The organism is Vibrio sp. GLN_1, from assembly GCF_043106015.1.
In the GTDB taxonomy this organism is placed as follows: Bacteria; Pseudomonadota; Gammaproteobacteria; order Enterobacterales; family Vibrionaceae; genus Vibrio; species Vibrio parahaemolyticus.
This window is the reverse complement of the sequence record NZ_JBICMD010000021.1, coordinates 17,968-44,666: the sequence shown is the minus strand read 5'-3', so window position 1 is coordinate 44,666 and position 26,699 is coordinate 17,968. Positions and strand designations below refer to the sequence as shown.

Annotated in this window: 30 protein-coding genes; 21 read left to right on the top strand and 9 right to left on the bottom strand. The window is 46.7% G+C overall.

Features of this window, described 5'->3' with window-relative positions; translation table 11 throughout:
• The first annotated feature begins 2 nt into the window (after positions 1-2).
• The 5 genes from dapF (at position 3) to ACF8OV_RS11380 (ending at position 5,807) form a co-directional block, all read left to right on the top strand.
• Positions 3-833: a diaminopimelate epimerase gene (gene dapF / locus ACF8OV_RS11400; protein ID WP_005459097.1), complete on the top strand. Its 831-nt coding sequence runs from the start codon at positions 3-5 to the stop codon at positions 831-833.
• Positions 827-1,558, top strand: a complete 732-nt coding sequence (locus ACF8OV_RS11395; protein ID WP_025442364.1) for a DUF484 family protein — start codon at positions 827-829, stop codon at positions 1,556-1,558. Before dapF ends, ACF8OV_RS11395 begins: the two co-directional genes overlap by 7 nt.
• A complete protein-coding gene (gene xerC / locus ACF8OV_RS11390) occupies positions 1,524-2,456 on the top strand; it encodes a tyrosine recombinase XerC (protein WP_005459099.1) in 933 nt (310 codons plus the stop codon). Before ACF8OV_RS11395 ends, xerC begins: the two co-directional genes overlap by 35 nt.
• 8 nt (positions 2,457-2,464) lie before the next feature.
• Entirely contained in the window at positions 2,465-3,181 is a 717-nt protein-coding gene (gene yigB / locus ACF8OV_RS11385) for a 5-amino-6-(5-phospho-D-ribitylamino)uracil phosphatase YigB (protein WP_021448426.1), read from the top strand.
• A gap of 139 nt (positions 3,182-3,320) precedes the next feature.
• Positions 3,321-5,807 carry an EAL domain-containing protein gene (locus ACF8OV_RS11380; RefSeq protein ID WP_203505223.1) on the top strand — a complete coding sequence of 829 codons (2,487 nt, stop codon included), beginning with the start codon at positions 3,321-3,323 and terminating at the stop codon, positions 5,805-5,807.
• A gap of 72 nt (positions 5,808-5,879) precedes the next feature.
• Here ACF8OV_RS11380 and ACF8OV_RS11375 read toward each other — a convergent pair whose 3' ends face one another.
• On the bottom strand, positions 5,880-6,494 hold the full coding sequence (locus ACF8OV_RS11375) for a tRNA-uridine aminocarboxypropyltransferase (protein ID WP_203505221.1): 615 nt from the start codon (positions 6,492-6,494) through the stop codon (positions 5,880-5,882).
• Complete coding sequence (locus tag ACF8OV_RS11370) at positions 6,494-8,044, bottom strand: COG3650 family protein (RefSeq protein WP_203505219.1); 1,551 nt, start codon at positions 8,042-8,044, stop codon at positions 6,494-6,496. Before ACF8OV_RS11370 ends, ACF8OV_RS11375 begins: the two co-directional genes overlap by 1 nt.
• 47 nt (positions 8,045-8,091) lie before the next feature.
• On the opposite strand from ACF8OV_RS11370, the gene ACF8OV_RS11365 reads away from it, so the two are divergent.
• Positions 8,092-8,562, top strand: a complete 471-nt coding sequence (locus ACF8OV_RS11365) for an EVE domain-containing protein (RefSeq protein ID WP_392404359.1) — start codon at positions 8,092-8,094, stop codon at positions 8,560-8,562.
• 50 nt (positions 8,563-8,612) lie between these two features.
• On the opposite strand, the gene ACF8OV_RS11360 is transcribed toward ACF8OV_RS11365, so the two are convergent.
• Together ACF8OV_RS11360 and ACF8OV_RS11355 are read right to left on the bottom strand one after the other, a co-directional pair.
• A complete protein-coding gene (locus ACF8OV_RS11360; RefSeq protein ID WP_005478981.1) occupies positions 8,613-9,437 on the bottom strand; it encodes a Cof-type HAD-IIB family hydrolase in 825 nt (274 codons plus the stop codon).
• A 245-nt stretch (positions 9,438-9,682) separates the two neighbouring features.
• Entirely contained in the window at positions 9,683-10,693 is a 1,011-nt protein-coding gene (locus tag ACF8OV_RS11355) for an alpha/beta fold hydrolase (protein WP_005459120.1), read from the bottom strand.
• Between the two features lie 65 nt (positions 10,694-10,758).
• Here ACF8OV_RS11355 and rhtB point away from each other — a divergent pair, with 65 nt between their 5' ends.
• From rhtB to arsJ, 6 genes are all read left to right on the top strand, one after another.
• On the top strand, positions 10,759-11,376 hold the full coding sequence (gene rhtB / locus ACF8OV_RS11350) for a homoserine/homoserine lactone efflux protein (RefSeq protein ID WP_005459098.1): 618 nt from the start codon (positions 10,759-10,761) through the stop codon (positions 11,374-11,376).
• Positions 11,377-11,400: 24 nt separating this feature from the next.
• Entirely contained in the window at positions 11,401-12,624 is a 1,224-nt protein-coding gene (locus ACF8OV_RS11345; RefSeq protein ID WP_005459079.1) for an EAL and HDOD domain-containing protein, read from the top strand.
• A 106-nt stretch (positions 12,625-12,730) separates the two neighbouring features.
• The gene (locus ACF8OV_RS11340) at positions 12,731-13,066 is read left to right on the top strand and encodes a metalloregulator ArsR/SmtB family transcription factor (protein ID WP_005478993.1); all 336 of its coding nucleotides are present in this window, start codon (positions 12,731-12,733) and stop codon (positions 13,064-13,066) included.
• Positions 13,067-13,108: 42 nt separating this feature from the next.
• The gene (locus ACF8OV_RS11335) at positions 13,109-14,110 is read left to right on the top strand and encodes an ArsJ-associated glyceraldehyde-3-phosphate dehydrogenase (RefSeq protein ID WP_020839829.1); all 1,002 of its coding nucleotides are present in this window, start codon (positions 13,109-13,111) and stop codon (positions 14,108-14,110) included.
• 12 nt (positions 14,111-14,122) lie between these two features.
• Positions 14,123-14,617: a cyclin-dependent kinase inhibitor 3 family protein gene (locus tag ACF8OV_RS11330; protein WP_025541219.1), complete on the top strand. Its 495-nt coding sequence runs from the start codon at positions 14,123-14,125 to the stop codon at positions 14,615-14,617.
• 256 nt (positions 14,618-14,873) lie between these two features.
• Positions 14,874-16,091 (top strand): organoarsenical effux MFS transporter ArsJ, encoded by a 1,218-nt coding sequence (gene arsJ, locus ACF8OV_RS11325; protein ID WP_317676094.1) that lies wholly within the window; start codon positions 14,874-14,876, stop codon positions 16,089-16,091.
• An 80-nt stretch (positions 16,092-16,171) separates the two neighbouring features.
• On the opposite strand, the gene ACF8OV_RS11320 is transcribed toward arsJ, so the two are convergent.
• Entirely contained in the window at positions 16,172-16,552 is a 381-nt protein-coding gene (locus ACF8OV_RS11320) for a cystatin domain-containing protein (protein ID WP_020839828.1), read from the bottom strand.
• 251 nt (positions 16,553-16,803) lie between these two features.
• Here ACF8OV_RS11320 and ACF8OV_RS11315 point away from each other — a divergent pair, with 251 nt between their 5' ends.
• Positions 16,804-17,817 (top strand): acyltransferase, encoded by a 1,014-nt coding sequence (locus tag ACF8OV_RS11315; RefSeq protein WP_021449828.1) that lies wholly within the window; start codon positions 16,804-16,806, stop codon positions 17,815-17,817.
• A gap of 1 nt (position 17,818) precedes the next feature.
• Here ACF8OV_RS11315 and ACF8OV_RS11310 read toward each other — a convergent pair whose 3' ends face one another.
• Positions 17,819-18,148: a DUF2500 domain-containing protein gene (locus ACF8OV_RS11310; protein ID WP_015297474.1), complete on the bottom strand. Its 330-nt coding sequence runs from the start codon at positions 18,146-18,148 to the stop codon at positions 17,819-17,821.
• Between the two features lie 241 nt (positions 18,149-18,389).
• On the opposite strand from ACF8OV_RS11310, the gene ACF8OV_RS11305 reads away from it, so the two are divergent.
• On the top strand, positions 18,390-18,758 hold the full coding sequence (locus ACF8OV_RS11305) for a hypothetical protein (protein WP_005489749.1): 369 nt from the start codon (positions 18,390-18,392) through the stop codon (positions 18,756-18,758).
• Between the two features lie 62 nt (positions 18,759-18,820).
• Here the strand turns inward: ACF8OV_RS11305 and ACF8OV_RS11300 are convergent, their stop codons facing one another.
• A complete protein-coding gene (locus ACF8OV_RS11300; RefSeq protein WP_005458791.1) occupies positions 18,821-19,000 on the bottom strand; it encodes a hypothetical protein in 180 nt (59 codons plus the stop codon).
• A gap of 734 nt (positions 19,001-19,734) precedes the next feature.
• On the opposite strand from ACF8OV_RS11300, the gene ACF8OV_RS11295 reads away from it, so the two are divergent.
• From ACF8OV_RS11295 to ACF8OV_RS11285, 3 genes are all read left to right on the top strand, one after another.
• Positions 19,735-20,355, top strand: a complete 621-nt coding sequence (locus tag ACF8OV_RS11295; protein WP_005481960.1) for a lysoplasmalogenase — start codon at positions 19,735-19,737, stop codon at positions 20,353-20,355.
• 69 nt (positions 20,356-20,424) lie between these two features.
• Positions 20,425-20,646 carry a YecH family metal-binding protein gene (locus ACF8OV_RS11290; protein ID WP_015297472.1) on the top strand — a complete coding sequence of 74 codons (222 nt, stop codon included), beginning with the start codon at positions 20,425-20,427 and terminating at the stop codon, positions 20,644-20,646.
• A 119-nt stretch (positions 20,647-20,765) separates the two neighbouring features.
• Complete coding sequence (locus tag ACF8OV_RS11285) at positions 20,766-21,350, top strand: YhgN family NAAT transporter (protein WP_005455144.1); 585 nt, start codon at positions 20,766-20,768, stop codon at positions 21,348-21,350.
• Positions 21,351-21,402: 52 nt separating this feature from the next.
• On the opposite strand, the gene ACF8OV_RS11280 is transcribed toward ACF8OV_RS11285, so the two are convergent.
• Both ACF8OV_RS11280 and rsmD read right to left on the bottom strand, forming a co-directional pair.
• Positions 21,403-21,669, bottom strand: a complete 267-nt coding sequence (locus ACF8OV_RS11280; protein WP_005496405.1) for a DUF1145 domain-containing protein — start codon at positions 21,667-21,669, stop codon at positions 21,403-21,405.
• Positions 21,670-21,694: 25 nt separating this feature from the next.
• The gene (gene rsmD, locus ACF8OV_RS11275) at positions 21,695-22,294 is read right to left on the bottom strand and encodes a 16S rRNA (guanine(966)-N(2))-methyltransferase RsmD (protein ID WP_005455148.1); all 600 of its coding nucleotides are present in this window, start codon (positions 22,292-22,294) and stop codon (positions 21,695-21,697) included.
• 223 nt (positions 22,295-22,517) lie between these two features.
• Here rsmD and ftsY point away from each other — a divergent pair, with 223 nt between their 5' ends.
• The 4 genes from ftsY to rpoH all read left to right on the top strand — a co-directional run bounded on the left by ftsY (position 22,518) and on the right by rpoH (position 26,432).
• A complete protein-coding gene (gene ftsY / locus ACF8OV_RS11270) occupies positions 22,518-23,741 on the top strand; it encodes a signal recognition particle-docking protein FtsY (RefSeq protein ID WP_005491145.1) in 1,224 nt (407 codons plus the stop codon).
• 22 nt (positions 23,742-23,763) lie between these two features.
• Entirely contained in the window at positions 23,764-24,438 is a 675-nt protein-coding gene (ftsE, locus tag ACF8OV_RS11265; RefSeq protein WP_005481953.1) for a cell division ATP-binding protein FtsE, read from the top strand.
• On the top strand, positions 24,428-25,396 hold the full coding sequence (gene ftsX / locus ACF8OV_RS11260; protein ID WP_203505213.1) for a permease-like cell division protein FtsX: 969 nt from the start codon (positions 24,428-24,430) through the stop codon (positions 25,394-25,396). Before ftsE ends, ftsX begins: the two co-directional genes overlap by 11 nt.
• Positions 25,397-25,571: 175 nt before the next feature.
• Complete coding sequence (gene rpoH / locus ACF8OV_RS11255) at positions 25,572-26,432, top strand: RNA polymerase sigma factor RpoH (RefSeq protein WP_005490420.1); 861 nt, start codon at positions 25,572-25,574, stop codon at positions 26,430-26,432.
• The last annotated feature ends 267 nt before the right edge of the window (positions 26,433-26,699 follow it).

The window sequence follows — 26,699 nt, the reverse complement described above, 5'->3', positions numbered from 1 at the left end:
AAATGCATTTCCACTTTTCCAAAATGCACGGTTTGGGCAACGACTTCATGGTCGTCGACTGCATTACCCAGAACGTGTTTTTCTCGCAAGACTTGATCCGTCGTTTGGCGGATCGTCACACTGGCGTCGGTTTTGACCAATTGCTTGTGGTAGAAGCACCTTATGATCCTGAAACCGACTTCCACTATCGCATTTTTAATGCCGATGGCAGTGAAGTGGAGCAATGCGGCAACGGCGCGCGCTGTTTCGCGCGTTTTGTTCGTTTGAAAGGGTTGACCAATAAATACAGCATCAGCGTGAGCACCAAGAAAGGTAAGATGATTCTTGATGTGGAAGACGACGGTGAAGTGACGGTCAACATGGGTGTGCCAGAGTTTGAACCGAACAAAATTCCGTTCAAAGCGAAGCAGAAAGAAAAAACCTACATCATGCGCGCGGGTGACAAGACGCTGTTTTGTGGTGCCGTCAGCATGGGTAACCCGCATGTGGTGACAGTAGTGGATGACGTGGATACCGCAGATGTGGACACTCTAGGTCCGCTGCTTGAATCACACGAACGCTTCCCTGAACGTGTGAACGCTGGCTTTATGCAAGTGGTGAGTCGTGACCACATTCGTCTTCGAGTTTACGAGCGCGGCGCAGGTGAAACACAAGCTTGTGGTAGCGGTGCATGTGGCGCGGTGGCTGTGGGTATTTTGCAAGGACTTTTGGATGAGAGTGTGAAAGTATCGCTACCTGGTGGTGAGCTGCATATTTCTTGGCAAGGCCCGGGCAAACCACTCTTTATGACAGGCCCTGCTACTCACGTATTTGATGGTCAACTGTCGTGCTAGTCAAAGAAAAAGGAAACGGTTTGTCTCAAGTTGAAGCTGACGCATTAACTGCAGAAGTGGTGGCTGAATACCTAAAAGATCACCCTGATTTTTTTGTTGAGCGTCCTGAGCTGGTGGATCGTCTGTCTTTTCCACATTCGGATTTAGGTACGGTTTCGTTGGTGCATATTCAAATGAATCGCCAGCGTCAGCGTATTGAAGAGCTTGAAGAAGAGATCACCACGTTAATGTCGCTTGCGGCAAACAACGATCGTACCTTCTACGAGTTCATGGATTTGCAGGGCTCGATTCTAAAGTGCGGTGACTTCAAGCAAGTTATTAGCGCGATAGAGCTAAAAGCCAAAGATCTCGGACTGCGTGCGTATGTTCGCTTGTTTAGCCAATGCGATGCATCGACGCAACTTAGCAAAGAGCATTACCAGCGTTTTGCGACCAACCACCTAAATGGCAAAGAGGCTTATTTGGGCCGCTTGCGTAAAGTGGATCGTGAAGCGTTGTTTGGCAATATGGATGTGCCAGAAATGGGTTCCTATGTGGTACTGCCGCTGGTGAAGAAGCAGACGCTTGGCGTTCTTGCGTTTTCTAGCGAAGATGGCGGTCATTTCCAACCAGATATGGATACCTTGTTTTTGCGTCACCTATCCTTAGTAGTGGCACATCTTGCTCAAACATTGGTATGGCAAAGTTACGATGACGACAACACCCAACACTCCTCTGCCAAATAGTCTTCAAAAGCCTCTTGAACGCTTCTACGAATTCTTGCGAAGCGAAAAGGGGCTCAGCTTGCACACTCAACGCAATTACAAGCAACAGTTGGAAACCATGGCGCAGCATCTTGCCGAAATGGGACTGAAAGATTGGTCTCAAGTTGATGCTGGCTGGGTTCGACAACTTGCGGGTAAAGGCATGCGAGAAGGCATGAAGGCCAGCAGCTTAGCTACGCGCTTGTCTTCGCTGCGTAGCTTTTTCGATTTCTTGATTTTGCGTGGTGAGATGTCAGCCAACCCTGCCAAAGGGGTGTCTGCACCTCGTAAAAAGCGCCCGCTGCCAAAAAACCTCGATGTGGATGAAGTGAATCAACTGCTCGAAGTGAATGAAGATGACCCATTGGCGATCCGCGATCGCGCAATGATGGAGCTGATGTACGGTGCCGGCCTGCGTTTAGCCGAGTTGGTCAGTGTGGATGTGCGAGATGTGCAGCTTCGCAGTGGCGAGCTTCGTGTTATCGGTAAAGGTGACAAAGAGCGTAAAGTGCCTTTTTCGGGGATGGCAACGGAATGGGTAGGTAAGTGGCTGCGCGTTCGTGGTGACTTAGCAGCGCCAGGTGAACCTGCATTGTTTGTGTCTAAACTCGGAACCCGTATTTCGCACCGTAGCGTGCAAAAACGCATGGCCGAGTGGGGACAAAAACAGTCTGTAGCCAGTCACATTAGCCCACATAAGTTGCGCCACTCATTTGCCACGCACATGCTGGAGTCGAGCAACAACTTACGTGCGGTGCAAGAGCTTTTAGGTCACGAGAACATATCGACGACCCAAATCTACACACACTTGGATTTCCAGCATCTAGCGCAAGCGTATGACCAAGCCCACCCACGCGCCCGCAAAAAGAACGGGGAGTGAGCCAAAGCATGAAATTTTACCGCCGTATCGAGCCGATTAAGGCCATGACATTCGATCTGGATGACACGCTGTATGACAACCATCCAGTGATTGTTCGTATGGAGCGCGAGTTACTGACCTGGTTGCAACAAACGCATCCTGCAGTGGCGCACATGGAAAAGGCCGACTGGTTGCAGGTAAAAAAACATGTGCTCCAGCAACGTCCAGATCTCAAAAGCGATGTGACGCTTTGGCGCCTAGTGCAGCTAAAGCATGCTTTTCTATCCGTTGGCTATGATGAAGCGCAAGCTCAAGTCGCAGCGGAAGAGGGCGTGCAACTGGCGTTGGAATGGCGCAGTCAGTTTGACGTGCCGCAGCAAAGTCTCGATGTATTGGCGGAGTTGGGAGAACGCATTCCTCTGGTGGCGATCACCAATGGTAATGTCGACTTAGATAAAATCGGTTTGACGCCATACTTCCAACTCGTATTAAAAGCGGGCCCTGACGGTCTCGCCAAGCCTGCTGCCGATTTGTTTGTCAAAGCGCAGCAGTTCCTCGATTTACCTGCCGAAAACATTTTGCATGTTGGTGACCACCTCACGACGGATGTGTATGGTGCAAAGTTAGCGGGTTTTGCCGCATGTTGGTTTAATGATATGAATAAAAATGTCATTAATCATTCAAGAACACGTACGTTACCTGACATTGAAATCAATAGTTTGCAGCCGTTACTCACACTTTTTTAATTGCTTTCGCATTAATCCATTCTAAAGTCATTTTGTGCCTAGAAAAGCATCAAAAAGAAACGTAAATTACTAAGCCTAAAGTAAAAATAACGACGCCACTCATCGTGGTGAAAACAGTGTTACGGCAGTAGTAGGGTACATGCGAGCTTTTTCCAAACGGGTCCACGATGTAAGTCAGCTTAATGACTTTTTAGTCACTTCTCAGTTGCACCCAGATAAACAGTATTTGGTGCAAATTTTGTCTACGCAATCGCGAGAATGTGCGGTTGCGCTCGCCAAAGCGGTTTTGTCGATGTTGCCCAATGCTCATGTCATCGGTCACAGTACTCGCAATATAATTTTGGATGGCGACATTTTTACCTCTGGCTACCTCATCAACCTGATTGAGTTTGACCAAACCACGCTAACGTCTGCCGTCCAAGCGTATTCTTTCTCTCCCGATATAGACGGTGGCGAGCTCAAACGTTCGCTGCAGTTACAAAGCAACTCTCAAGTCATCATCAGTTTTGCCGTGCAAATCGAACGTCGTGATTATCCTTTGTATCAAACTTTTGCGACCGAAAACGTGCGAGTGTCTGGTGGATTAGCGCAGACCATAGAAGACGGCTGTTGGGTGCTCTATCAAAACCAGACATACGACAACGCCGTAGTGGCAGTGGCTTTGCACAGTGCTACTTTGAAAACTTGGACAGACGCGTATTCCGAGTGGAACCCAATCGGCATGCCGCACAAAGTGACGCATGCGAAAGGCACGCGCTTGTATTGCTTAGGAGAGCGTAAAGCCCTCGATGTTTACAAGCATTATCTTGCCGACGGGCACGACGTGACGATTAACCAATTACTCAGTTTCCCGTTGTATCGAGAAACGTTGGGGCGCAAGGAAGTTTGTACCGTCACAGAACTTCACGCTGATGGAAGCATGAGTTTCGATAGGCCGTGGTGCCTCGGTGATGAGGTTCAGTTTTGCTATAACCATCCTTCTCTGACGTTAGAACAAGTGCGTCATGGGGTGGTGGAACTTGCTATGCATCAGCCAGAAGTAGTGATGATTTACAACTGTGCCTCACGGCTGGATTTTATTGATAGCAGCGATGAAGTGCAGGCGTTTATGGATATTGCCGCGACCTTTGGCAGCTACTGCATGGGTGAAATACATGGTGACATTGGCCAGCCAGAAATTCTTCACCACAGTTTGACGTACCTTGCGATGCGCGAAGGCGATGAGGTGCAATCGCTGAATTTGCCTAAACCGCAAGTGAGCGCTTCGATTTCACCGCTGTTTAGCTTAATACGCAATGCGATTGGCGATTTGAATCATATGAACGCTCACATGGGTTATCAACTTGATCGTCAAACTCGCAAGTTACAAGAAAGCTACCGTCGTGACAGTCGCACGGGGCTGCAAAATCGCGTGGCGCTGCAAGAGCGCTTAAGTCACATCGATTGTGACGAGCATTTGTTAACGCTTAAGCTACTCAATTTCAGCCACATCAACGAAAAGTACGGGTATCGAGTCGGAGACCAGCTGCTCAAAGATCTGTCGATGCATTTTACCAATCGATTGAGAAAGCGGTTAGGCATGCCAGCGGCGCTGCAACTGTACAGCATTGGTGTAGGTGAGTGGGCTTTTGTGTTTAAGGCTGAACAAAGTAGCGAGACTATCAAACAGCACTTTACTCGTTTTGCTGATGCGGTTGAGCAAACTAACTTTGAGCCGCTCGGCCTGCGCGAAATTGATTACCTGTCTATTTCCTTGTGTGGTGGCTTGGTTAGCCGTCGTGATTTTCCTTCGGCTTCTCCTGATGAGCTCTTATTAAAAGGCATAGAAGCGCGTCGTTCTGGCGTTCGCAGCAACACGCATATCTGCAACGCTAAAGACATCGAAGTCAGTGAAGATGTACGTAAAGAGCAACTAGGGTGGTTGAGTTGCGTCAGTCGCGCGATTCTTAAGCAGAACATCATTACGTATAGCCAACCGATTGTGCACGCTTACAGTCATCTTCCTGCCAGCCAAGAATGTCTGGTGCGGATTTTAGAAGAAGATGGAACAGTGATTGCGCCGGGGCGATTTTTACCGATCATCTCAGGCACGCATTTGTACACCAGATTGAGTCGTCACATGATCCGCTCGACGCTGCATTACATGCGAGATAAGAAAGGAGATTTCTCGATTAACCTGTCTCCGCAAGATTTGTTGAGCGACAAAACGTTGATGTTGCTGGAGCATGAAATCAGCCAGTTGAATGACCCGACGCGGATAGGGCTGGAAGTACTGGAGTCTGAACAGATTAAAGATTACGGTCGTATGATAGAAGTGTGCAGCCATTTCAGAAAACTGGGTGCGCGCATTATCGTGGACGATTTTGGTTCTGGATACTCCAATATTGATGAGATCTTAAAGCTAGAGCCGGAAGTGATAAAGCTGGATGGCAGCTTGATTAGAGACATCGATAAGGATTTAAAGCAGCGCAAAATAGCTTCTCAGTTGGTGCGTTTGTGCCAGGTGTTTAATGCAGAAACGGTCGCGGAGTTTGTGCACAATCGAGAGGTGTGCAAAATCGCGCAGGATATGGGCGTCGATTATCTGCAAGGCTACTACTTAGGTGAGCCTACGCGTCTGTTTTAGTCGTGTTTCACGTGAAACAATGCCAATAAAAAAACGCAGCCTTGGCTGCGTTTTTTGTTTCGTCGATTGGGTTTACTCGAGAGAGTGTGGTGACGGTTTGAGAGCATGGCCACTTTTCTCGGCTTGGAACAGCGCAAGGTAGTGAGCAAAAAACGTATGCATTTGTTGTTGGTTATCTTGTTCACCAAGTTGACCTAATAAGTGGGCTGCAATCTCAAAGGTGCACAAATTGCCTTGTTGCTGATTACGTCGCAGTTGATATTGAGAATCGGCGAGTGCGGAAAGTCCCATGGTAGGGATACCTTCTAACCAGCGACTCTTATTGATCATCTTGCGTGCTTCTTGCCAGGTGGCATCCAAAACAACGTACAGCGGCATTTTGGCTTGTTGCTGGCTTTGCATTTCCACATGTTCGAGTGTGATGCTTTCTTCGCTTGGGAATAGAATCACCGGGTACAGTGAAGGATCAGCCAAGCGAGTGAGCAACTCTGCTGGTGGTTGTTTGCGATCCCAGATTGCTTGCTCGACGTTGAGTTGGCAATGCTGTAATAGCTGGCCCGTATTGGTGTCACGAGTTAGCTCATTTGGGTGCATCAATAGCAGTATTTCGTGCTTGCTGGTGAGTTTAGGCACCAGCGAGCAAATACAGTTGAACAGAAAACCGCAATGGGGACACGGTTGTGACATTACAGTCGAACCCCTTCACGCACTGGGCTAATACCATCCGAGAACAGACGAACACCACTGATTTGTTCAGGTGTGGCTGTTGGTGCCATACTCGGGTTCAGAGGGTAGCTTACGCCAGTGTACTGCATGACATGTTTTGCTGGTGTTGCGCCACCGCCACTAACATCGAAAATCAGGTCACGCCAACCGTGCGACGTTTGTTGGCCGAGCATCATTGGGCTTCGTACCAGTGTAATTCGACTGTTGAAGCGCCATTCTTTTTCATGGTTTTCGAACACCAAGAGCGTACAACCGCCTGAGCCGCACCAATCCAATTGAACCAGCAGTTCTTCATTGCCATCACCATTGAGATCGTACGTTAACCAGCGGTATTGGTTATTGCTTGGGTCGGTTTGATGAATGAAGAAGTAGTTACGTACCGCAGCATCGACTTTGGAATCGAAATCGGCACTGGATGGGACGTCAGCACTGCCGATAGGTTGGTTTGCACGCTTCGCCGCCGGTTGTTGAACGCCTGCGTCACGAGCGGTTGCTGGGTAAAGCACTAAGCCACCATCGGCGATCGGATACACCATGCTGCCCACTTTTTCTTTGGTGGCTTTGAGTTGATTGCCTTCGCGTGTAAAGAGTCGCTCAGACATCAAACGTTGTTGCTGGTGGTGGGTCATCACAACTTGAACTTGCGACGGGCTCAACTGTTGCCAGAAGCCGCGTTCCACTAATGGGTCTTGACCGTTTGAGTAGCTGTATTTCGTCGTGGCGCTGTGGTCAGGGTTTAAGGTCATTTGCACCTCAAAGCCTTGTGATTGCGTTGAGGTGGCTACATAGGTATTTGCCCAGCTAAGCGTTGCATCAACGTTCGCTGCCATGCCACACCCTTGGTAAGTGTTTCCATCGTGTTTGAGAGTTGCTTTCCAGCCATACAAAGAGTCGCTCATGGTGTCTGAACAGAGGTTTTCTGTCATATGCAGTTCACCATCATCAAGCCTATAGGTGCGTTGGCGCGGCTGCAGTTGACTGCTTTGAATAGACAGCATTTCGGTGGTTTTACCCATCTGTTGGAACTTAAGCGTATTGGCTTCAAAACTGGCTGACCAAGACGGCTCGTTGCCAAATACACGCGTCGGCTTTTGCGGTTGGCTGCAACGATTTGGGTTTTCGGTGGTGAGGAAGTTCACTTGCTCAACCACAAAGTTGGCGTCGAAATCCGCAGAGAAACCATCAATGCCCGGAGGATTAAGATGACCGATGACTTCGCCATACATGGTTTGGTACGGTTCATTGCCGAGCTTAATGGCGCGTTGAATTTGTTGTGGTGACAGTTGCAACCAATATTGTTTGTCGCTGCCGCAAGGCATGATGTATTGGCTTTCATGGCCGATGATTACTTTGCCGCGCAACATAAAAGTTTGAGGTTGAATGGTTTCAGGCTTATCTAATGATGCTGGTGGAGAGGTTGGTGTTTCCGCGCCAGATTGTGGCGGTTGCGAACTACATGCTTGCAGAACCAACAGAGTGGCGAGTGCCACTGGGTTTTTCAAAGCCTTCATGTTATATCTTCCTCATTATTGTTACTCAATCGGCATCGGATGGCATTATGGCATATTGGTTATTTAAAACAGAACCAGATACCTTTTCTATTGACACGCTTAGAACCCAAAAGGTTTCATGTTGGGAGGGAGTTCGTAATTATCAGGCGCGCAATATGATGCGTGACCAAGTAAAGGTGGGCGATTTCATCCTGATTTACCACTCTTCCTGTAAAAATGTTGGCGTGGCGGGGATTGCCAAAGTCGTGCGAGAAGCCTATCCCGACCATTTTCAGTTCGACCTAGAAAGTGATTATTACGCCCCAAAATCGGACCTAGATAACCCTCGTTGGATCATGGCCGATATTGAGTTTGTGCGTAAAACCGCGCGGGTGATCCCTCTGTCGGTCATGAAAGCGATGCCTGAACTTGAGAACATGCCGCTGGTGAAACGCGGAAATCGTCTTTCGATCATGCCTGTGACCGAAGATGAGTGGGAAGCGATTCTTGGCAAAGAGAAGTTACCAAGCCAGAGATAAAAAAGGGCTGCAAATTGCAGCCCTTCGTGATTTTGTTGTTAACCCAAGGGTTAGAGCAGGTGATCTTGCAGGTAATGCGCCACGGCATCGTCTGCGTTGCTGCCAATCACTTCATTGTTTGGCAGCGCTTTCATCACTTTCTCGTGCGATGTGCCCATTACTAAGCCTTTGCCTGCCATTGATAGCATTTCGACATCATTCATGCCGTCGCCAAATGCAATGCAGTTTTCGAGCGTTAAACCCAGAGTTTCCGCGACTGCTTGTAGCGCGTGGCCTTTCGAAACGCCCGCACTCATTACTTCTAAGCACCAAGGAGTAGAGAACGCGATATTCAATTTATCGCCAAACTGTTCACGCAGTTTGTTTTCAAACACCACCAAACGTTCATGATCTTGCGCTGGATGGGTGAAGAAAATTTTCGCAATGCCGTCGGTTGGCGCTTGGTCTTCATCGAATAAGACGTATGTGAATTCGTCATGGAAATCACGCAGTGTTTCGTCGTCTTTGTTCATCAGCCAACTGTCGTTTTGATACATGTGGATAAGTATTTCGTGATCATGTTTGATCGTGTCGATCACGCCTTGAACCAAATCCGCAGGCACGTTTTCACTGTACATCAGTTGATCGTTTTGGTCATGAACACGCGCACCGTTCGAGGTGATCATGTAAGCCGGAATGCCCACTTGGCGACGAATGCTTGCAACGTCTACGTGGTGGCGACCCGTTGCAAAGACAAAGGTGTAACCCTTTTCATGCAGCGCTTTTAGCGTCTCTTTTGAGTAAGCACTTAGCTGATGGTTTGGTGCCAGTAACGTGCCATCCAGATCTGAGGCAACGATTTTAGTGATCTCTTTGCAAGGTAGCGATGTGCTCATGAAGCCCTCGTAAACGGTTTGGATAGAGTGGAACGGGTTGATTGCAAACGGAGTACAGTAGACTGACTAGATCATACTGCTCCGAATGCGGGGGAACTTAATGCTGCCTGCTTTCCTCGTTAAACGTGCGAGGTGGGCGAAACAGACGCAAGCAGTGTACGCCAAAATAAGGATGAAAAAGAGGGTAAATCGTTTGAGAGACATTTCCTCTTTAATTATTGCGGTGAAGTGGTCGCCTACAACTCTTATTGCATTTTTTCGTCTGACGACGAAGTAGGGTCATCCATAAAGCGGAAGATTGCATCGAGCGCTTGATTGCGGTACTGGTCTGTTTCGAACAAGATTTCATGCTGTGCGCCTTCAATAGAAAGCAATGCCGCATGAGGATTGGTTTTACGCAGCTTCTCGATAAAGCGTTTTTGTGCGAGATTGCTGACGATACGATCATTGCCTGCTTGAACCAGTAGCACAGGCACTTTTACTTGGCGAGTTAACAAAAAGCACTGTTTCGCTGCCATGAGTCCTTGCCATACCCAGCGCGTGCTTGGTCCGCCGACTTGCAGTTCCGGTTTTTCTGTATAGAGATTGCGAAACCACTGGTAGCGGCCTGCGCTTTGGCTGAGAGGATTGTCCTCAAAAGGCTTGGGAAAGTACGGCTTGTGGCCCGGCGCATAACGCGGCAGTGGTGACACGGCAGAAAGAATTTGCGTCACTGGGATAGCGATGGGTGATAAGTACCACGGCAAGTTAATGCCAAACATGGGTGCGCTTAAAATCAAACCTGTGAATGGGTGCTCTGGGTGGGTTTGCAGGTAGCGCGTCGCGATGGCACCGCCCATGGAGTGCGCGATGATAAAGCACTGCTGATATTGTTTAAGGTCGTGTTGTTTGATCACCACGTCCATATCATCAATATAGTCAGTAAAGTCATAGACGTGACCCATATCAGAGTCAGATAATAGGCGATCTGATAAACCTTGTCCTCGGTGGTCAAAGGAATACACATCGTAACCTTGGCGGTAGAGATCGTAAAACAGCTCTTGGTACTTCCAGGAAGATTCGATGCGGCCATTGACGATCAGCACGGCTTTTTTGTGTTCAGGGTTGGTGAGTTTGCACCAGTAGATTTTCTTTTTCTCTGTCCCTTTAACAAAGCCCTCTTGGCGAGTTTGCCAAAGTGCTGCGATCGGACCACCAATTGCTTGCTCAAATAAAGTCTCTTGAGTATAAGTCAAAGGTGAATGGTTAGTAGCCATTAGTCGATTACCTGAAGATACATTGTAGACGCGATGTATCATCGAAGAATTAGTGAGGAAATGCAATGGATACCCACGTTTGGTTGGCCTATGTGGTAACTGCAATCGTTTTTAGTTTGGCTCCGGGTTCTGGCACGGTTAACTCAATCAGCAATGGCTTGAGTTACGGCACGCGTAAATCGCTTGGCGCGATTGTTGGTCTGCAAATCGGACTCGCGATTCACATCGCCTTGGTTGGCGCTGGCATCGGTGCGCTGGTGGCGCAATCGGCAACTGCGTTTACTATCATTAAATGGGTAGGCGCGGCTTACCTTGTATGGTTGGGTATTCAGAAATGGCGTGACACTTCAGGCTTGATTGCCAATGAGAGTCACAAAGAGATGTCAGGTAGCGCATTATTGTATAAAGCCGTTTTAATTAACCTGACTAACCCTAAATCGATCGTCTTTTTGGTGGCGTTGTTCCCACAGTTTATCGACCCTGCAAAAGACCAACTGACGCAATTGTTGGCGCTAGGGGTGACGACAGTGGTAATTGATGCGTGTGTAATGTTGGGTTACACCACGTTAGCGGCGCAGATGGGACGCTTTATCCGTTCAGACAAGATCATGGGTAAAATTAACAAAGTATTCGGTTCAATGTTTATGGGTTGTGGCGCATTATTAGCGGCTGCAAAATCCTAAGCCATTTATAGGTAGTTCTATCGCATGAATACAACGTATGTCGCTCGTCAGCCGATTTTTAACCGTAAAAGACAGACGCTGGGTTATGAATTGTTATTTAGAGATGGAGAAAGCAACGCCTATCCCGCTCATATCGAATCAAACCGAGCGACATACCGATTAATCGTCGAGAACTTTCTATCACTGGGTACTAACCCAGTGATTGCGTCTTCGCGATGCTTCATCAACTTTCCTCATCAGAGCTTGGTACGCCGTTTGCCTCGCAGCTTGCCAAAAAACAAAATCGTCGTAGAAGTCTTAGAGACTTGCCAACCTACCGATGATCTTCTCGATGCAATTCGCGAGTTATATCGAGAAGGTTATTTGATCGCGCTGGATGATTTCACCTTAACGCCGGAGTGGCGTCGCTTCTTACCTTATGTGCACATCGTTAAACTCGATATCATGGCGATGGGGCTAGAAAAAGCGTGTGAACTGGTTAAAACCCACCTCGCCAAGCGCGTCAAATATCACTTTTTAGCGGAACGCGTCGAAACCGCAGAAGAGTTTGAGCAAGCCAAAGCGGCGGGTTTTAAATTCTTTCAAGGCTACTTTTTTAGCAAGCCATTGGTGTCGCAAACCAAATACGTCAGTCCGGAGCAGGTGTTAGCGTTACAACTGTTTCGGGAAGTCTGCGCGCCAGAGCCGGATTTTGACCGCATTGAAAGCATCATTACGCAAGATGTGGCCTTGTCGTACAAGTTACTGCGTTTTGTAAATACCCAGATCACCACATTAGAAGTGGAAATCAGCTCGTTCCGTCAGGCGCTGATTTACCTTGGTCAAGACAAGCTGAAGCAATTTGTCTCTTTGGTGGTGGCGTCTTACATCTCAAGCAACAAACCGCGTGAGTTGTACAACCTCTCTTTGCAACGTGCCCAGTTCTGTGAGCTGATGTCGCGTTACCAACCTTTTTCTCATCTTAATGAGCAAGGCTTTATGGTCGGCTTATTGTCGATCTTAGATGCCATGCTCGACTTATCGATCGAAGCCTTGGTGAAGCAACTGCCGTTGAGTGATTCTGTGCAGCAAGCGTTACTGCATCGCAAGGGTGAATACGGCGTGCTGATCTCGCTAGAAGAATGCTACGAGCGAGCAGATTGGCATGGCGTCGAAAAGCTCTCGGGTCAGTTGGGTTTGTCATTCGATGAAGTCAAAGCCTCGTTAAGTGAAGCGGTTCGCTGGAGCCAAAGCGTCGTCACGGTCTAATTCTCTTTATTAGTATGAAACTTTTATGAAGGCAAGGGCGTGGCTCTTGACGCCTTGGCACAATTAAATAAACATATACGCATATCCATATATAGGTATGTTAACTATGCTTCCACATCAGTTTTTCAAGCTTTTATCTGACGAGACTCGTGTGCGCTGCTTAATGCTGGTGGCCCGCGAAGGAGAAATTTGCGTAGGTGATTTGGCGTTTGCATTGCAAGAGAGTCAGCCGAAAGTTTCTCGTCATCTTGCTCAGTTAAGATCGAGTGGCATTTTAGTCGATAAGCGTCAGGGACAATGGGTGTACTACGAGTTATCGCAGCAATTGCCAGGATGGATGCGCAAGTTGATTGAAGACTTAGTAGCATCGAATTGCTTGAAGCAAGAATACCAAGACGACATTACACGCTTGCACGATAAAAGTCGTGAGGCTTGCTGTTAACAGCGAACAAAGATTCAAGGTTGAAGATTAAAGGGTAAGACTATGACGATTAAAGTAGGGATTAACGGGTTTGGGCGCATTGGGCGTTTGGCGCTGCGCGCGGCATTCGATTGGCCAGAATTGGAATTTGTGCAAATCAATGATGTTGCGGGCGATGCAGCAACGTTGGGCCACTTATTGGAGTTCGACTCTGTTCAAGGCCGTTGGCACCATGAAGTGCAGGCTGAGGGAAATGAACTCGTCATCAATGGCAAGCGCATCGCGACGACACAGCATCGCGACATCGATGCAGTGAATTGGTCTGGTTGTGATGTCGTGATTGAAGCGACAGGCGTGCACCGCAAAACTTCGTACCTTGACCAATATCTCGATCAGGGCGTGAAGCGAGTGGTGGTTAGCGCACCAGTGAAAGAAGAAGGCATTGCGAACATCGTTGTTGGCGTGAACGACCACATTTTCGATCCTGACAAACATCGTATCGTGACAGCGGCTTCGTGCACGACTAACTGCATCGCACCAGTAGTAAAAGTCATTCATGAGAAATTGGGCATTGAGCAATCCTCTTTCACGACGATTCATGATTTGACCAATACGCAAACCATTTTGGATGCACCGCACAAAGATCTGCGTCGTGCTCGTGCGTGTGGCATGAGTCTTATCCCGACCACCACGGGCAGTGCGACTGCGATTGTGGAAATTTTCCCTGATTTAAAAGGCAAGATTAACGGCCACGCAGTGCGTGTCCCGTTGGCGAATGCGTCACTGACAGACATCATCTTCGATGTGAAACGCGATACCACCGCAGAAGAAGTGAATGCTTTGCTGAAAGAAGCGTCAGAAGGTGAGCTAAAAGGCATTCTTGGCTTTGAAGAGCGTCCGTTGGTGTCGATCGATTACAAAGGCGATCAACGCTCAACCATCGTTGATGCACTCTCAACAATGGTCGTTGGCTCTCGCATGGTGAAGATTTACGCGTGGTACGACAATGAAATGGGTTACGCAACGCGTACCGCAGAATTGGTTCGTAACGTTGGTTTGGCTTAATAGGAGTTCACAATGTCTCATCCTACATGGCAATTAGATTTGGATTCTGGTGCATTAGTCCTAACACCGTGCCCGGGTACGAAAGGCGTCGATTTGCAAACGTCTTTACAGCAATTAAAAGAGCAGGGTGTTCAAGCGGTGGTTACGGCATTGGACAATGCTGAGCTAGCATCGAAAGACGTCGCGGATTTGGGTGAAGTTACCCAACAACTGGGCATGAAATGGTTCCAGATCGAGATTGAAGATGATTGCGCACCCAGTGAGGATTTCGCGATGAAGTGGCAACAAGCTAGCCCTGAACTGCATGTGATTCTTGCTCAAGATGGCAAAGTCGCGATGCACTGTATGGGCGGCTCGGGTCGCACTGGTTTGTTCGCAGCTCACTTGCTGCTAGAAAAAGAATGGACGCTGGACGATATCGTGCGAGAAGTTCAGGCACTGCGCCCAGGCGCGTTTACCAAACCAGTGCAGCTTGAGTACATCGAACGGGTGGCAAAAGATGCGTGATCAGCTTAAATAGCTTTTGGAACATCATGATCCAAAAGCTATTGTCTGGCTTTTATAATGGAATATAGCTCAGCGATAAAACGGAAGGTGGTGATTTAACCTTTTGTTTTTATTGATTATTAATTTTAAATTATAAATGCCAGCGTGTTTGTAAACTTGAACTAAGGTTGTATCGCCTTATGGCTGGTGTACAGGTTAAACAGTATTTAGAACATGATGATCTAAATGCGTCTATCGCTGTACATAAGAGGTCAATATGATTTCTCAATTGAGCAAAAGTATTCGTCAGTACATGTTAGTGACGTTTAACTATTGGAACTTTACCGTAACCGACGGAGCGCTGCGTATGCTGGTGGTGCTCTATTTTCACGACTTGGGTTATTCCACGTTAGCCATTGCCTCGCTCTTTCTTTTCTATGAATTTTTTGGCGTGGTGACCAATCTGATTGGTGGTTGGTTAGGGGCCCGGTTAGGCCTGAACAAAACCATGAATATTGGCCTAGCGATGCAAGTGTTTGCGTTGTTAATGTTGGCAGTGCCCAACGCTTGGCTGACGATTCCTTGGGTGATGGCTGCGCAAGCTTTGTCTGGTATCGCTAAAGATCTCAACAAGATGAGTGCAAAGAGTGCGATTAAGACGCTAGTACCAGATGAGCAGCAAGGCGCACTTTACAAATGGGTGGCGATTTTGACGGGCTCGAAGAACGCACTCAAAGGGGCGGGTTTCTTTGTCGGTGGCTTGTTGTTGTCTTGGGTGGGTTTCCAAAACTCGATGCTTATTATGGCGAGTGTGCTCGCGGTAGTGTTCATTTGCAGCATGATCTGGCTAGAAGCCGACATGGGCAAAGCGAAAAATAAGCCTAAGTTTAGCCACATTTTTTCTAAGTCTGAATCGGTCAACATCTTGTCCGCAGCGCGCATGTTCCTGTTTGGTGCGCGGGATGTCTGGTTTGTGGTGGCTTTGCCGGTTTATCTCGGCAGCGTATTTGGCTGGGATCACTTGTGGGTTGGTGGCTTTATAGCATCATGGGTGATCGCGTATGGCTTTGTGCAAGGTTTTGCGCCGCGCATTACGGGTAAAGCGCAGGGTCGCGTGCCTGATGGAAGTGCGGCATTGGTGTGGGCGGGGGTTCTTGCCTTAATCACGGGCGGGATTGCTTACGGAGTACAAATTGGTTGGCAGCCGGAAATCGTGATTGTGGTTGGGCTGATGATTTTTGGTGCGGTCTTTGCCATTAACTCTTCGCTGCATTCGTATCTGATTGTGAGCTATGCCAAAGGCGACGGCGTGTCGTTGGATGTCGGTTTTTACTACATGGCCAACGCCATGGGACGTTTGATTGGCACGGTATTGTCGGGGTGGATTTACCAAGAAGCAGGACTAGCGGCGTGTTTGTGGGTCTCTTTCGCTTTCTTGGCGCTGACAACGTTGATTTCGATTAAGTTACCCAAAGCTAATATCGCCACGGCTTAGTTCTGATGAATGTGATGGGTTGAACAGAACATCGTGAATAAAAATGGCTCCAATCGGGAGCCATTTTTTATGTCTGCATATTATGAGCAGAAGCGTCCAAGCTTTGCAGGTTGCGTCATTTTGATTTCGTCGTCTAACGAGCGGTAGACAATCGTATTCCAGATTTCGCCATTATCCATTTCAAATTCAATCGCATAATTCATGCCGCTTACCACCTGAGTGCGAACACTGAGGATTTGCTTTAACTTAGCGGAAGTGTTCATTTGCGCGAGTACCACATCAAGCAATGGTTGCGCTTCATCGGTCATGTCACTTTGTGACCATCCGCCGGGCAGTTTTTCTAAGTTACAGATTGGGTTCGCTTCCGGTTGCGATTGGGCTGGTGCCTCGGTCTCTTCCTTTTGATTACATCCAGCTAAAGCCACTACACATACGAGTGACGCCAATAATGTTTTCTTCATAACAAGACCTTTCTTTGTAATGTGCTCAGTATCCTAGGGGGTTCTGTGAATTATATCTGTTTCATATTCAAGAAAGTGTTGGTCACATATCGCTTCGTTTCAATTGATTCTGTTCAGCAGTATTTATCGGTTAAATACAATTAACAGGTCATTGTTGGGTTAAAAATAAGCAAAAACAGATTGTTAACTATTTAATTGAGTGAAAATTGCCCTATGCTATAAACGATAAGCGATCCAAGGTAGGAAAGGATATGAGAGAAAGGGTTCTGTTTTTTGATTTATTGCGCTGCGTCGCCGCAGTGGCTGTGATCGCTATTCATGTCTTGGCGCCTTATCGAAACGAGTTGGGCGTGATCCCAATGGACCAATGGCTCACCGCCGTTGGAGTGAACAGCGTGACCCGATGGGCGGTGCCGGTATTTATTTTGATTACGGGCGCTCTGATGCTCAGTGATACACGTCCTTTTGATGGCAAGTATTACGTGAAGCGGCGTTTGGGGAAGGTGTTGGTGCCTTTTCTAATTTGGTCGACGTTCTACGCGTATCTATCGGGTTGGACGGCACAAGGATTCGATTTTGAAACCGTCAAAGAAGTGCTGAGTAATAGTCCGTTTCATGCCACCTATTACCATTTAGGCTTCTTCTATTACTTTATTCCACTGTATTTCGTGATTCCTCTATTCCAATGGATGGCACGTAATGTCGATGACAATGTCCTCTATACCTATCTGGCTTTTTGGATGTTCACTAGCACGTTATTCCTGTTCAAGATTGATGGGCCATGGAGTAACCAAATGTGGCTCTATATGGGCTATCTGCCTTTGGGTTATGTTCTGTTTCAAAAAGTGCCACTAAATCGTTCTATGGTGACGTTGTTCACTGGGTTTGGATTGGTGGCGTTAGCCGTGACATTCACCATGGTGGTGACCAACAGTTTGGAAGCGGAGAAATACACCGTGGGGCGTTGGTTGTCATACAAAACATTGAACGTGATTTTGGCGGCATCGATGATTTTTATGCTGTGTCGGTATTTTGGGGAAGGGTTGCCGAAGAACGTGCAGAAAGTGGTGAGTTTTATCAGCCAGCACAGCTTGGGCATTTACTTACTTCACCCAATCTTCTTATGGCCGATGAAAGAGTTCGGTTGGTATACCGGTCATCCGGTATGGGTGATCCCTGTGTGGATTGTGTTAAGTGGGGCGGGAGCCTTGGCGATGAGTTATCTGTTCTCGAAATCAGCCAAGACTCGTTGGTTACTGCCGTAAATTAGCGTTTGATTGCGAAATGTAGGAATTTGTCGCCGCAGTAGGTCAGGGTGCCTTTATCACCTGGATTAAGCGCGTGGTAATAGTGCACACCAATTTGGAATTCTCGTTTCGGGCCGATTGGGCCACGTTGCACATAAATCCAATATTCTTGGTCGTCCTGTCCCGGCTGCGCATCCGGCACATCGATCGCTTGTTTGTCTAAAATAGTGACTTGAACACTTTGTTCTGGCGCATCTTCACCAACGTAATGTTTGCTGTAGAAACGAAAGAACACCCAAGCGCCAAGGGCGATGAGGGCAAAAATGGCCAAGATAAGTGAGATTGGCATGATAACCTCCAATGTTTCATTGGGCCCTATTCTACAGAACTCCCTGATTAAACTATGAGTTGAGATAAACTATTCGTGATCTAATAAAAGGGGTGTAGATTTTATTCGGCGGACTTCACAGTTTATATGCGTGCAAGGGCACAATTTGAAAGGAAAATTGCACTTAACCGCTCGAAAAAGCTCTAAATTTATAGAAGAATGAAATGACTAACGAAGGGAAGGTCAGTAAAGGAGGGTTACGATGTCAGATATCGAAAAAGTAGTCATGCGTACCCGAACGATCGAAAAGCTTTTGCGTACTCAATATCACGCAGAAGGGAAAGGGTTGCACCAACTTATCAGCAGTTGTGAAGAGCGCTTACCTCATGATGTGATCGCGAAATTGCGTTTTATCGCCACTGTGCGTAATAAAGTTGTGCATGAGGACAACTATAAGCTGGATGATCGAAAAGGTTTCATGGCAGCGTGTGATGACTGTGAAAAAGAGTTAACGCCAAGAAGTTCCCGTTTTATTTGGCGAACCGCTATTTTGCTAATGGCGCTAATCACACTCGCTGCACTCGGTTTTTACTACATGCATTGGGACATCTTGTCAGAGCACATACAGTAAACCTAAAAATTGAGAAATAAAAAAGGACGCGAAAGCGTCCTTTTTTATTTTTAATCAGTGACTTAGTACATCATTGGCAGTGTCATTAAACCCACAACCACTGCAATCATAACCAGCCCTTGTTTTTGAGAAGATGAAATCATAACACTACCTCTTAAATCTTTGATGAACTCGATGGAGTAAATATAGCACTGTTTTTGGCTGTTGATCAACGTATCTGTAGAAAACTTTTCAAAACTCATACTTAACTTGGCTGTTTTTACTTTAAATTGACCAATAAAACAGTGTTTTTTGGGCTGTATTTAAAGTGTTCGCTTTGAGTCTTAATTATGCTTTTGTATTTTAAGTTGTTGATTTTAATGTGTTATAAATGGTTAATAAGTGGCTGTTATATTGTTTTTTGTCTCAGTTTGGTGGTTGATTTGGTATTTTGTCTGTATTTCTCAAAAGTTGAGAAAAGTGAGTGTTGTGCTATGGCGGTGGTTAATGAAGGCACTAGGATGGTGCAAGAATTTCTTATCTGATGAGAAAATCTGGCAAGGAAGTATAATTGGTGGGTCGTGGAGCGGCTAATGGTGTTTTTGCCCTCATTAACGTTAATGTGTTTTTATTTATCATTGGGTTACGTTGTTTTAATGATATTTTTAATACAAACAAATCTACTTGGAGAGTGATGTTTAGATGGGCTTATCATGGCATTCTTTCCCATATCAGGATGAATAGGGGTAACTAGACTTTTTGTGGTTGATGTCTGTCCGTGTTGATGGTCATGCACACAAGTTGGCTTTTTTACACACACTATGAAATCTTGTGAACACTAACCACGAATTCCAATCCACATCATTTTTGCTAGCGCTAGAGAGGGTTACAAAATGTTTCGAATCGCTAGCGAGATCCAACTTTCGTAGATTGTGTCTTTACATCAAAACTGGTCTACCTAGACTAGCGGCGAGTTTAAGTAAAAGGTATGTACGGCATGTGGAGTTGGCTGGCGATAGGGTTATCAGGTATGTATTCCGTGTTGGGTGCAAAGCAAGCTAACCCGACACAATCCTTAGTGTTTAAAATCTTTACGCTATTACTTCTTCTTATTTTGGTGCTAACCCAAGGGCCGTCGGCCGATCACAGCTACTGGATTGCTGGTGGGTTGGTGGTTTCTATGTTCGCCGATACGCTGCATTCGTTTAAAACACGTAAGCTGATCTATTTTGCTGCCTATCTCGCAGCGCAAGTGTGCTACAGCAAATCTTTTTGGGTTCAGCTCAATGGCGATATTGTGTGGTGGTTGTTGGCTTTGTTGCTTGCCGCCAGTATCGTGGCGTTTTTCCTTCTTTTACCGCAGTTAGATTCGCTCGTTTTTCCCGTAGTGACTATGGGCATAATGCTAGTGCAGCTCGCTTGGGCAGCCGGTGAGGTTTGGCTACAAACGCCTAGCTACGCGAATGCCATTGGCTTTAGTGGCACCGTCATCATGACGTATTCCGCGCTCGCTTACGCCATACACGGATTCCGTAAACCAATGAAGCGCGCGTATGTTTGGGTAAGTGGAAGCTACTTTCTTGCTCATGCACTCATTGTTGCTTCTATCATTTACTAACGTAAGTCAAAGCAGTGCTCGACGATTTCAGTACACTGGTCGGGTTCTATTTGCTAACTGGAGTTAACGATGAGTGACATTCATGCTCACAACTTACTAAACCTACTACGTGAAACCCCAATGAGCCGCGACGAGCTCGCACAACATTTTGGCGCAGACGTACGCTTTCATACCTGTAAGTTGAATGATCTAGACTTAGATGCATTGCTAACCTTTTTATTACAGCGCGATAAGGTTCGCGAACTCGAAGGCAAGTTCGTCGTCAACATGGCGCGTATTTGCAACCATTAAGCGGCGTCTGAGGTTGTTTCGGTAATCGAGGGCGAATTATCTGATTTCGCCCTTAGCCGTATACTCGCACAATCTCCTTACTATACACTGGTCGCCATTTTTTTCGTCGAGGCCAGAACATGGATATTCTTTCTGCAGCGACCATGCTGTTTCTTATCATGGACCCTCTTGGCAATTTGCCCATTGTGTTGTCCATTCTTAAACACATCGATCCCAAACGTCGTCGTAAGGTGCTCATCCGCGAGCTGATTTTTGCCTTATTGATTTTGATGTTGTTCTTGTTCGCCGGACAAAGCATCCTGAGTTTTTTGCACGTACAGCCGGAAACCTTGAGTATCTCTGGTGGCATCATCTTATTTATCATCGCAATTAAGATGATTTTCCCAAGTGCAGGGAGCATCACCGGGTTAGCGGCGGGTGAAGAGCCGTTTATTGTGCCAATGGCAATTCCAATGATTGCTGGTCCATCAGTGATTGCCGCGTTGCTTCTGCTTTCTTCCCAGCATCCCGACAAACTGGTCGAACTCTCAGCGTCGGTGGTGATTGCGTGGGGCGCGACCTTCTTTATTTTGATGTTCTATGGCTTTTTCAATCGTCTGTTGGGCGAACGCGGTCTGAAAGCGGTGGAACGCTTAATGGGCTTGTTATTGGTGATGATTTCCACCCAGATGTTCCTAGATGGTGTGAAAAGCTATTTGGGATAAATCAAAGACAACAAAAAGCCGCTCCAGTGAGCGGCTTTCTTTATGGCGATGTTTACATCATGTGTTTACGACGAATGTCGAGCAGGGCAAAAATACCAAAAATCAAGATGGAATACTTTTCCCAACTGCTCATCTGAATCTTATCGCCAAATGCACCAATGAAGATTGCCATTTGCAAACCGTGCATGATGAACAAGAAGGCTGTCATGATGTACAACGCAATCGCAGCATTACCTGGAAATGGCATCACAATATTCAGAATCAAAACCAGCCAAACAAAGGCAATCGCCGCTTTAGCTAGGATAAGTAGTGCTTTCATTTAAGTGTCCTTTTAAATCGAGGCGTTAGGCTGAGGTACGTTCATACAGACGGTAACTGACTTGGCCTGCGGTTTTTTCTCTGTGCAGGTGCCAATTTTCCGGAAGCCCAGCAATGCTCAGCTCTTTTTCCGTTTCAATATAAATCATTGCGTCTTCTGCAAGCCAACCGTTTTGCTCTAGCAAGGTCACGGTTTCATCCAATAGTCCCTTACGGAAAGGTGGATCGATGAAAACCACATGATGTGGTGTGCCTGGTTGTTTCAGAAAGCTCAAGGCATCGGTGTTCACCACTTGGATATTAGTGGCTTTCAATGATGCGACGTTTTTTTGTAACTGCTGAAAAGCTTGCGGGTTGAGCTCAATCATGGTCACGAGTTCTGCTTGGCGTGAAGCCGATTCAAAACCTAAACCACCAGAGCCAGCAAATAAATCGAGGCATTTTGCTTGCGGCACATCTTGTGCTAACCAGTTAAACAGGGTTTCTTTCACGCGGTCAGTGGTTGGACGCAAACCTTCAGCGTCATGGACAGGGAGTTTTCTGCCTCTCCATAAACCACTAATAATGCGAACAAAGCCCGTTGTTGGCTTTTTTTGTGATGTGTTTTGCTGGCGACGTCTTACCATAGATTTTTTGACCGCTAATAAAGTGATACTATACCCAATCGCCCAAGCTTTGAGCTTGGATACAGCCCAGAAAATTCAAGATGACAGAGTGTAACACTAATAAGATTAGAATCACCTAATTGGAAAGTTTTCACAACTTTGTCATTAGCCTTTTTTAGACAGATAATAATCTTGTCAAAAAAGAGTCATTAATAGATAAAAAGACAATCTAGGATAGCCCCAGATGACGGAAAAAAAGAAGCGCGGATTACTTTCGTGGCTAGGTTTTGGTGACGAAGAACAAAGCCCAAAACCAAAAACTGAAGAAACAGTAACAGAAGAAGCAGTGGAAGCGCCTTCTGAAGAGCAGCAAACCGAAGAGGTTGCTGAGCAAGCTCAACAAACTCAAGAGCTTGAACAAGAGCCAGAAAAAGCTGAGGCTGCCCCAGCAGAAGCAGAAGCAGAAGCAGAAGCAGAAGCAGAAGCAGAAGCAGAAGAGCCACAAGTACCGGTTGCGCCTCGTATTCAAGAGCAAGAAAAGCCGACAGAAAGCTTCTTCGCTCGCCTTAAACGCAGCCTTAGCCGTACGAAAGCAAACATCGGTGCTGGTTTCTTTGGCCTGTTCAGCGGTAAAAAAATCGATGACGACCTATTTGAAGAGCTAGAAGAGCAACTGCTCATTGCCGATGTGGGCATGGACACCACCACAAAAATCATCAACAACCTGACAGAAAAAGCCTCTCGTGGTGATCTGAAAGATGGCGAAGCCCTTTATGGCCTGCTGAAAGAAGAAATGGCGGAGATTTTATCTAAAGTAGAACAGCCTCTAGAGATCGACAGCAGCAAAACACCTTATGTCATCTTGATGGTTGGTGTGAATGGTGTGGGTAAAACCACCACTATCGGTAAACTTGCGAAGCAGTTCCAAAGCCAAGGCAAGAAAGTAATGTTAGCGGCTGGCGATACTTTCCGAGCGGCTGCAGTTGAGCAGCTGCAAGTGTGGGGCGAGCGTAACAATGTTCCTGTGATCGCGCAGCATACTGGCGCAGACAGCGCATCGGTTATCTACGATGCGATTGAAGCGGCAAAAGCGCGTGGCGTCGATGTGGTTATCGCCGATACGGCGGGTCGTCTACAAAACAAAGCCAACCTGATGGAAGAGCTACGCAAGATTGTACGTGTGATGAAGAAAATTGATGATTCTGCACCACATGAAATCATGCTGACGCTGGATGCGGGTACTGGCCAAAATGCGATTAGCCAAGCGAAACTTTTCAGTGATGTAGCTCCTCTAACCGGGATTACATTGACTAAGCTGGATGGTACAGCGAAAGGCGGCGTTATTTTCGCTATCGCTGATCAGTTTAGTATTCCAATTCGCTACATTGGTGTTGGCGAAGGCATTGAAGACTTGCGTCCTTTTGAAACTCAAGAGTTTATCGACGCTTTGTTTAGCCGTGAAGAGTAATTGAAGTTAGAGGAAATCAACGGTGATCAAATTTCAACAAGTGAGTAAAGCTTACCGAGGTGGTCGACAAGCACTACAAAAAGTCGATTTTCACCTGAGGCGCGGAGAAATGGCGTTTTTAGGCGGGCACTCCGGCGCCGGTAAAAGTACCTTGTTGAAATTGATATGTGCGATAGAGCGTCCGACCGATGGCAAAATCCATTTCAATGGTCACGACATCACGCGCATTCCAAGCAAAGACATTCCATTTTTGCGCCGCAATATTGGGATTGTCTTTCAAGACCACCGTCTCTTGATGGATCGCAGTGTGTACGACAACGTCGCACTGCCGATGCGTATTGAATCGATTTCCGAAACTGAAATTAAGCGTCGCGTTTCTGCGGCGTTAGACAAAACGGGCTTACTCGATAAAGCCCGTTGTTTGCCGAGCCAGCTCTCTGGTGGTGAACAACAACGCGTTGGTATTGCCCGTGCAGTGGTAAACCGACCAACGTTATTAGTGGCAGATGAGCCAACGGGTAACCTTGACCCAGAATTATCCAACCGTGTGTTGCGTTTATTCGAAGAATTTAACCGTGCGGGCGTGACCATCCTACTTGCCACGCACGATGTTGGGTTAGTAAACACTCGCCCACAATATCGTCATTTTGAATTGAACCAAGGCTTCCTAAGTGAGGTAGAAGACTATGGCAGGTAACAAGCACTCCGAAAAGAAAGGGAAAGGCCGCAGTGCCAAGCGTGCAAATACCGATGGTTTTTTCTCTGTCCATGCAAAACAAGCAAAATCCTCTTTTAGCGCCTTATGGCAACGACCACTAGGCAACATTCTGACTCTAGCGGTGATCTCCATGGCACTTGCCATGCCAGCTTGTTTGTATCTATTGGGCAAAAACGTGGCAGGCGCTGCCGAAGATGTGGCATCTCCCTCGCAAGTTAGTGCTTACTTAGTGGAAGGTATGCCGGATGCGCGTGTAATGGTTCTCAAAGATCAAATTGAAACTTGGCCTCTTGTAAAAGAAGTGGAATATATTTCTCCACAGCAAGGTTTGGCCGATTTAAGCCAGTACGCGGGTTTTGACCAAGCACTGAGCTTGCTAAGCGGTTATGCGTTACCGGGCGTGTTGGTGATTACGCCAGAATCTGATATCAAAACAGACATTCAAGCCCTAGCAAAAGAAGTAGGCCAACAACAAGATGTGACCGATGTTAGGCTAGATGAAGACTGGCTTGCGCGCTTAAATGCCATCAAAACACTAGCTGGCATTATTGTCGTGACTCTGACAATCCTGATGTTGGGTGCGGTATTTTTAATCGTTGGTAACACATTACGTTTTAATGTATTGGCGAATAAAGAAGAGATTCAAACCATGAAGCTTATCGGTGCGACCGACAGCTTCATTTTGCGTCCGTACCTATACACAGGTATGTGGTTTGGTGTATTAGGTGCAGTCATTGCGTGGTTTGTCACGGCGTTAGTGACTATTGTGATGAACAGCGCCGTAGAAGATCTTGCCGCGTTGTACGACAGCCAATTCCGTTTAATTGGCCTAAGTTGGGATGAATCTTTGCTGCTGATTATCACCGGTAGCCTTTTAGGTTGTATTGCCGCGCGCGTTTCAGCGCAGCGCCACTTAAAAGAAATTGAACCAGTTTAAGTGATGAAGGTCTTATACTTGGAATTTATTAGCACAAGCTAATTTTTACCTCTTGTTTAGACCAATTGTTTATGGATAATTGCTCGCCCTTCTTGAAACTTGTTCATTTTGAGTTCAAGATATCGAAGCTAAATTGCAATGTAATGCTCCAGATCAGAGATTGATGAGGAATTGAATGACAAAAGAAGCGTATCCGATGGCTCTAGTCACGCAAGATAGCCTTGATAGCTATATTCGCTCTGTAAACAGCTACCCAATGCTGACAGCAGATGAAGAGCGTGAACTGGCAGAACGATTACACTACAAAGGTGAGATTGAGGCTGCGAAAGGCCTGATCCTGTCACACCTAAGATTCGTTGTTCACGTTGCTCGAGGTTACTCAGGCTACGGTTTGCCAATGGCAGATCTAGTGCAAGAGGGCAATATCGGTCTAATGAAAGCCGTTAAACGTTTTAACCCAGAAGTGGGCGTACGTTTGGTGTCTTTTGCTGTTCACTGGATCAAAGCAGAGATCCATGAGTACGTACTACGTAACTGGCGTATCGTTAAAATTGCAACAACTAAGGCGCAGCGTAAATTGTTCTTCAATCTACGCAAATCGAAAAAACGCTTAGGTTGGTTTAACAATGGCGAAGTCGAAACCGTAGCTCGTGAGTTGGGCGTAGAACCTTCCGAAGTTCGTGAAATGGAATCACGTCTTGCGGCGGTCGATTCAACGTTTGATATGCCAACTGACGATGATGACAGTGCGACTAGCTCATACACTGCACCGATGCTGTACCTAGAAGACAAATCGTCGGACGTGGCTGACAACATCGAAGCTGCAAACTGGGAAATGCACACCAATAATCGTCTTGGTCACGCACTAGCAAGCCTAGATGAGCGTAGCCAACGCATTGTGCGCTCTCGTTGGTTAGACGATGAGAAAGCAACATTGCAAGACTTGGCTGATGAGTTTGGCGTTTCTGCAGAGCGTATTCGTCAGTTAGAAAAGAATGCGATGAAGAAGCTGAAATTGGCCGTTGGTGAGTTCTAACTTCAGTCTCTAATATAAAGTAAGATTTTCATAGAAAGCCGAGATCATGTGATCTCGGCTTTTTTATTTTCGATCGAAAATAGATAGCGTTTGCGATCTAAATTTTCTGTGCTACCTGTGCATAACTCTGTGAAGTAATTATTTATCAACTGTTCGAAACCCAGACAAAATAAGGGTGATAGCAGTTTTGTCGCTTGGGGATAGTTATAAATATACACACAGCTAGATCAGGATCATCACTACATCTTGTGGATCAAAAGATCCAAA

What these genes read in the sequence shown, in the direction of transcription:
- rhtB (WP_005459098.1), top strand. Translation starts at nt 10,759, where the DNA reads ATGGATACCCACGTTTGGTTGGCCTATGTGGTAACTGCAATCGTTTTT.
- ACF8OV_RS11320 (WP_020839828.1), bottom strand. Translation starts at nt 16,552, where the DNA reads ATGAAGAAAACATTATTGGCGTCACTCGTATGTGTAGTGGCTTTAGCT.
- yigB (WP_021448426.1), top strand. Translation starts at nt 2,465, where the DNA reads ATGAAATTTTACCGCCGTATCGAGCCGATTAAGGCCATGACATTCGAT.
- ACF8OV_RS11355 (WP_005459120.1), bottom strand. Translation starts at nt 10,693, where the DNA reads ATGGCTACTAACCATTCACCTTTGACTTATACTCAAGAGACTTTATTT.
- ACF8OV_RS11330 (WP_025541219.1), top strand. Translation starts at nt 14,123, where the DNA reads ATGTCTCATCCTACATGGCAATTAGATTTGGATTCTGGTGCATTAGTC.
- ACF8OV_RS11370 (WP_203505219.1), bottom strand. Translation starts at nt 8,044, where the DNA reads ATGAAGGCTTTGAAAAACCCAGTGGCACTCGCCACTCTGTTGGTTCTG.
- ACF8OV_RS11310 (WP_015297474.1), bottom strand. Translation starts at nt 18,148, where the DNA reads ATGCCAATCTCACTTATCTTGGCCATTTTTGCCCTCATCGCCCTTGGC.
- ftsX (WP_203505213.1), top strand. Translation starts at nt 24,428, where the DNA reads ATGGCAGGTAACAAGCACTCCGAAAAGAAAGGGAAAGGCCGCAGTGCC.
- ACF8OV_RS11305 (WP_005489749.1), top strand. Translation starts at nt 18,390, where the DNA reads ATGTCAGATATCGAAAAAGTAGTCATGCGTACCCGAACGATCGAAAAG.
- xerC (WP_005459099.1), top strand. Translation starts at nt 1,524, where the DNA reads ATGACGACAACACCCAACACTCCTCTGCCAAATAGTCTTCAAAAGCCT.
- ACF8OV_RS11295 (WP_005481960.1), top strand. Translation starts at nt 19,735, where the DNA reads ATGTGGAGTTGGCTGGCGATAGGGTTATCAGGTATGTATTCCGTGTTG.
- ACF8OV_RS11365 (WP_392404359.1), top strand. Translation starts at nt 8,092, where the DNA reads ATGGCATATTGGTTATTTAAAACAGAACCAGATACCTTTTCTATTGAC.
- rpoH (WP_005490420.1), top strand. Translation starts at nt 25,572, where the DNA reads ATGACAAAAGAAGCGTATCCGATGGCTCTAGTCACGCAAGATAGCCTT.
- rsmD (WP_005455148.1), bottom strand. Translation starts at nt 22,294, where the DNA reads ATGGTAAGACGTCGCCAGCAAAACACATCACAAAAAAAGCCAACAACG.
- ACF8OV_RS11280 (WP_005496405.1), bottom strand. Translation starts at nt 21,669, where the DNA reads ATGAAAGCACTACTTATCCTAGCTAAAGCGGCGATTGCCTTTGTTTGG.
- ACF8OV_RS11290 (WP_015297472.1), top strand. Translation starts at nt 20,425, where the DNA reads ATGAGTGACATTCATGCTCACAACTTACTAAACCTACTACGTGAAACC.
- ACF8OV_RS11380 (WP_203505223.1), top strand. Translation starts at nt 3,321, where the DNA reads ATGCGAGCTTTTTCCAAACGGGTCCACGATGTAAGTCAGCTTAATGAC.
- ACF8OV_RS11315 (WP_021449828.1), top strand. Translation starts at nt 16,804, where the DNA reads ATGAGAGAAAGGGTTCTGTTTTTTGATTTATTGCGCTGCGTCGCCGCA.
- ACF8OV_RS11300 (WP_005458791.1), bottom strand. Translation starts at nt 19,000, where the DNA reads ATGAGTTTTGAAAAGTTTTCTACAGATACGTTGATCAACAGCCAAAAA.
- ACF8OV_RS11375 (WP_203505221.1), bottom strand. Translation starts at nt 6,494, where the DNA reads ATGTCACAACCGTGTCCCCATTGCGGTTTTCTGTTCAACTGTATTTGC.
- ACF8OV_RS11340 (WP_005478993.1), top strand. Translation starts at nt 12,731, where the DNA reads ATGCTTCCACATCAGTTTTTCAAGCTTTTATCTGACGAGACTCGTGTG.
- ACF8OV_RS11360 (WP_005478981.1), bottom strand. Translation starts at nt 9,437, where the DNA reads ATGAGCACATCGCTACCTTGCAAAGAGATCACTAAAATCGTTGCCTCA.
- ACF8OV_RS11335 (WP_020839829.1), top strand. Translation starts at nt 13,109, where the DNA reads ATGACGATTAAAGTAGGGATTAACGGGTTTGGGCGCATTGGGCGTTTG.
- ftsY (WP_005491145.1), top strand. Translation starts at nt 22,518, where the DNA reads ATGACGGAAAAAAAGAAGCGCGGATTACTTTCGTGGCTAGGTTTTGGT.
- ACF8OV_RS11285 (WP_005455144.1), top strand. Translation starts at nt 20,766, where the DNA reads ATGGATATTCTTTCTGCAGCGACCATGCTGTTTCTTATCATGGACCCT.
- dapF (WP_005459097.1), top strand. Translation starts at nt 3, where the DNA reads ATGCATTTCCACTTTTCCAAAATGCACGGTTTGGGCAACGACTTCATG.
- ACF8OV_RS11345 (WP_005459079.1), top strand. Translation starts at nt 11,401, where the DNA reads ATGAATACAACGTATGTCGCTCGTCAGCCGATTTTTAACCGTAAAAGA.
- arsJ (WP_317676094.1), top strand. Translation starts at nt 14,874, where the DNA reads ATGATTTCTCAATTGAGCAAAAGTATTCGTCAGTACATGTTAGTGACG.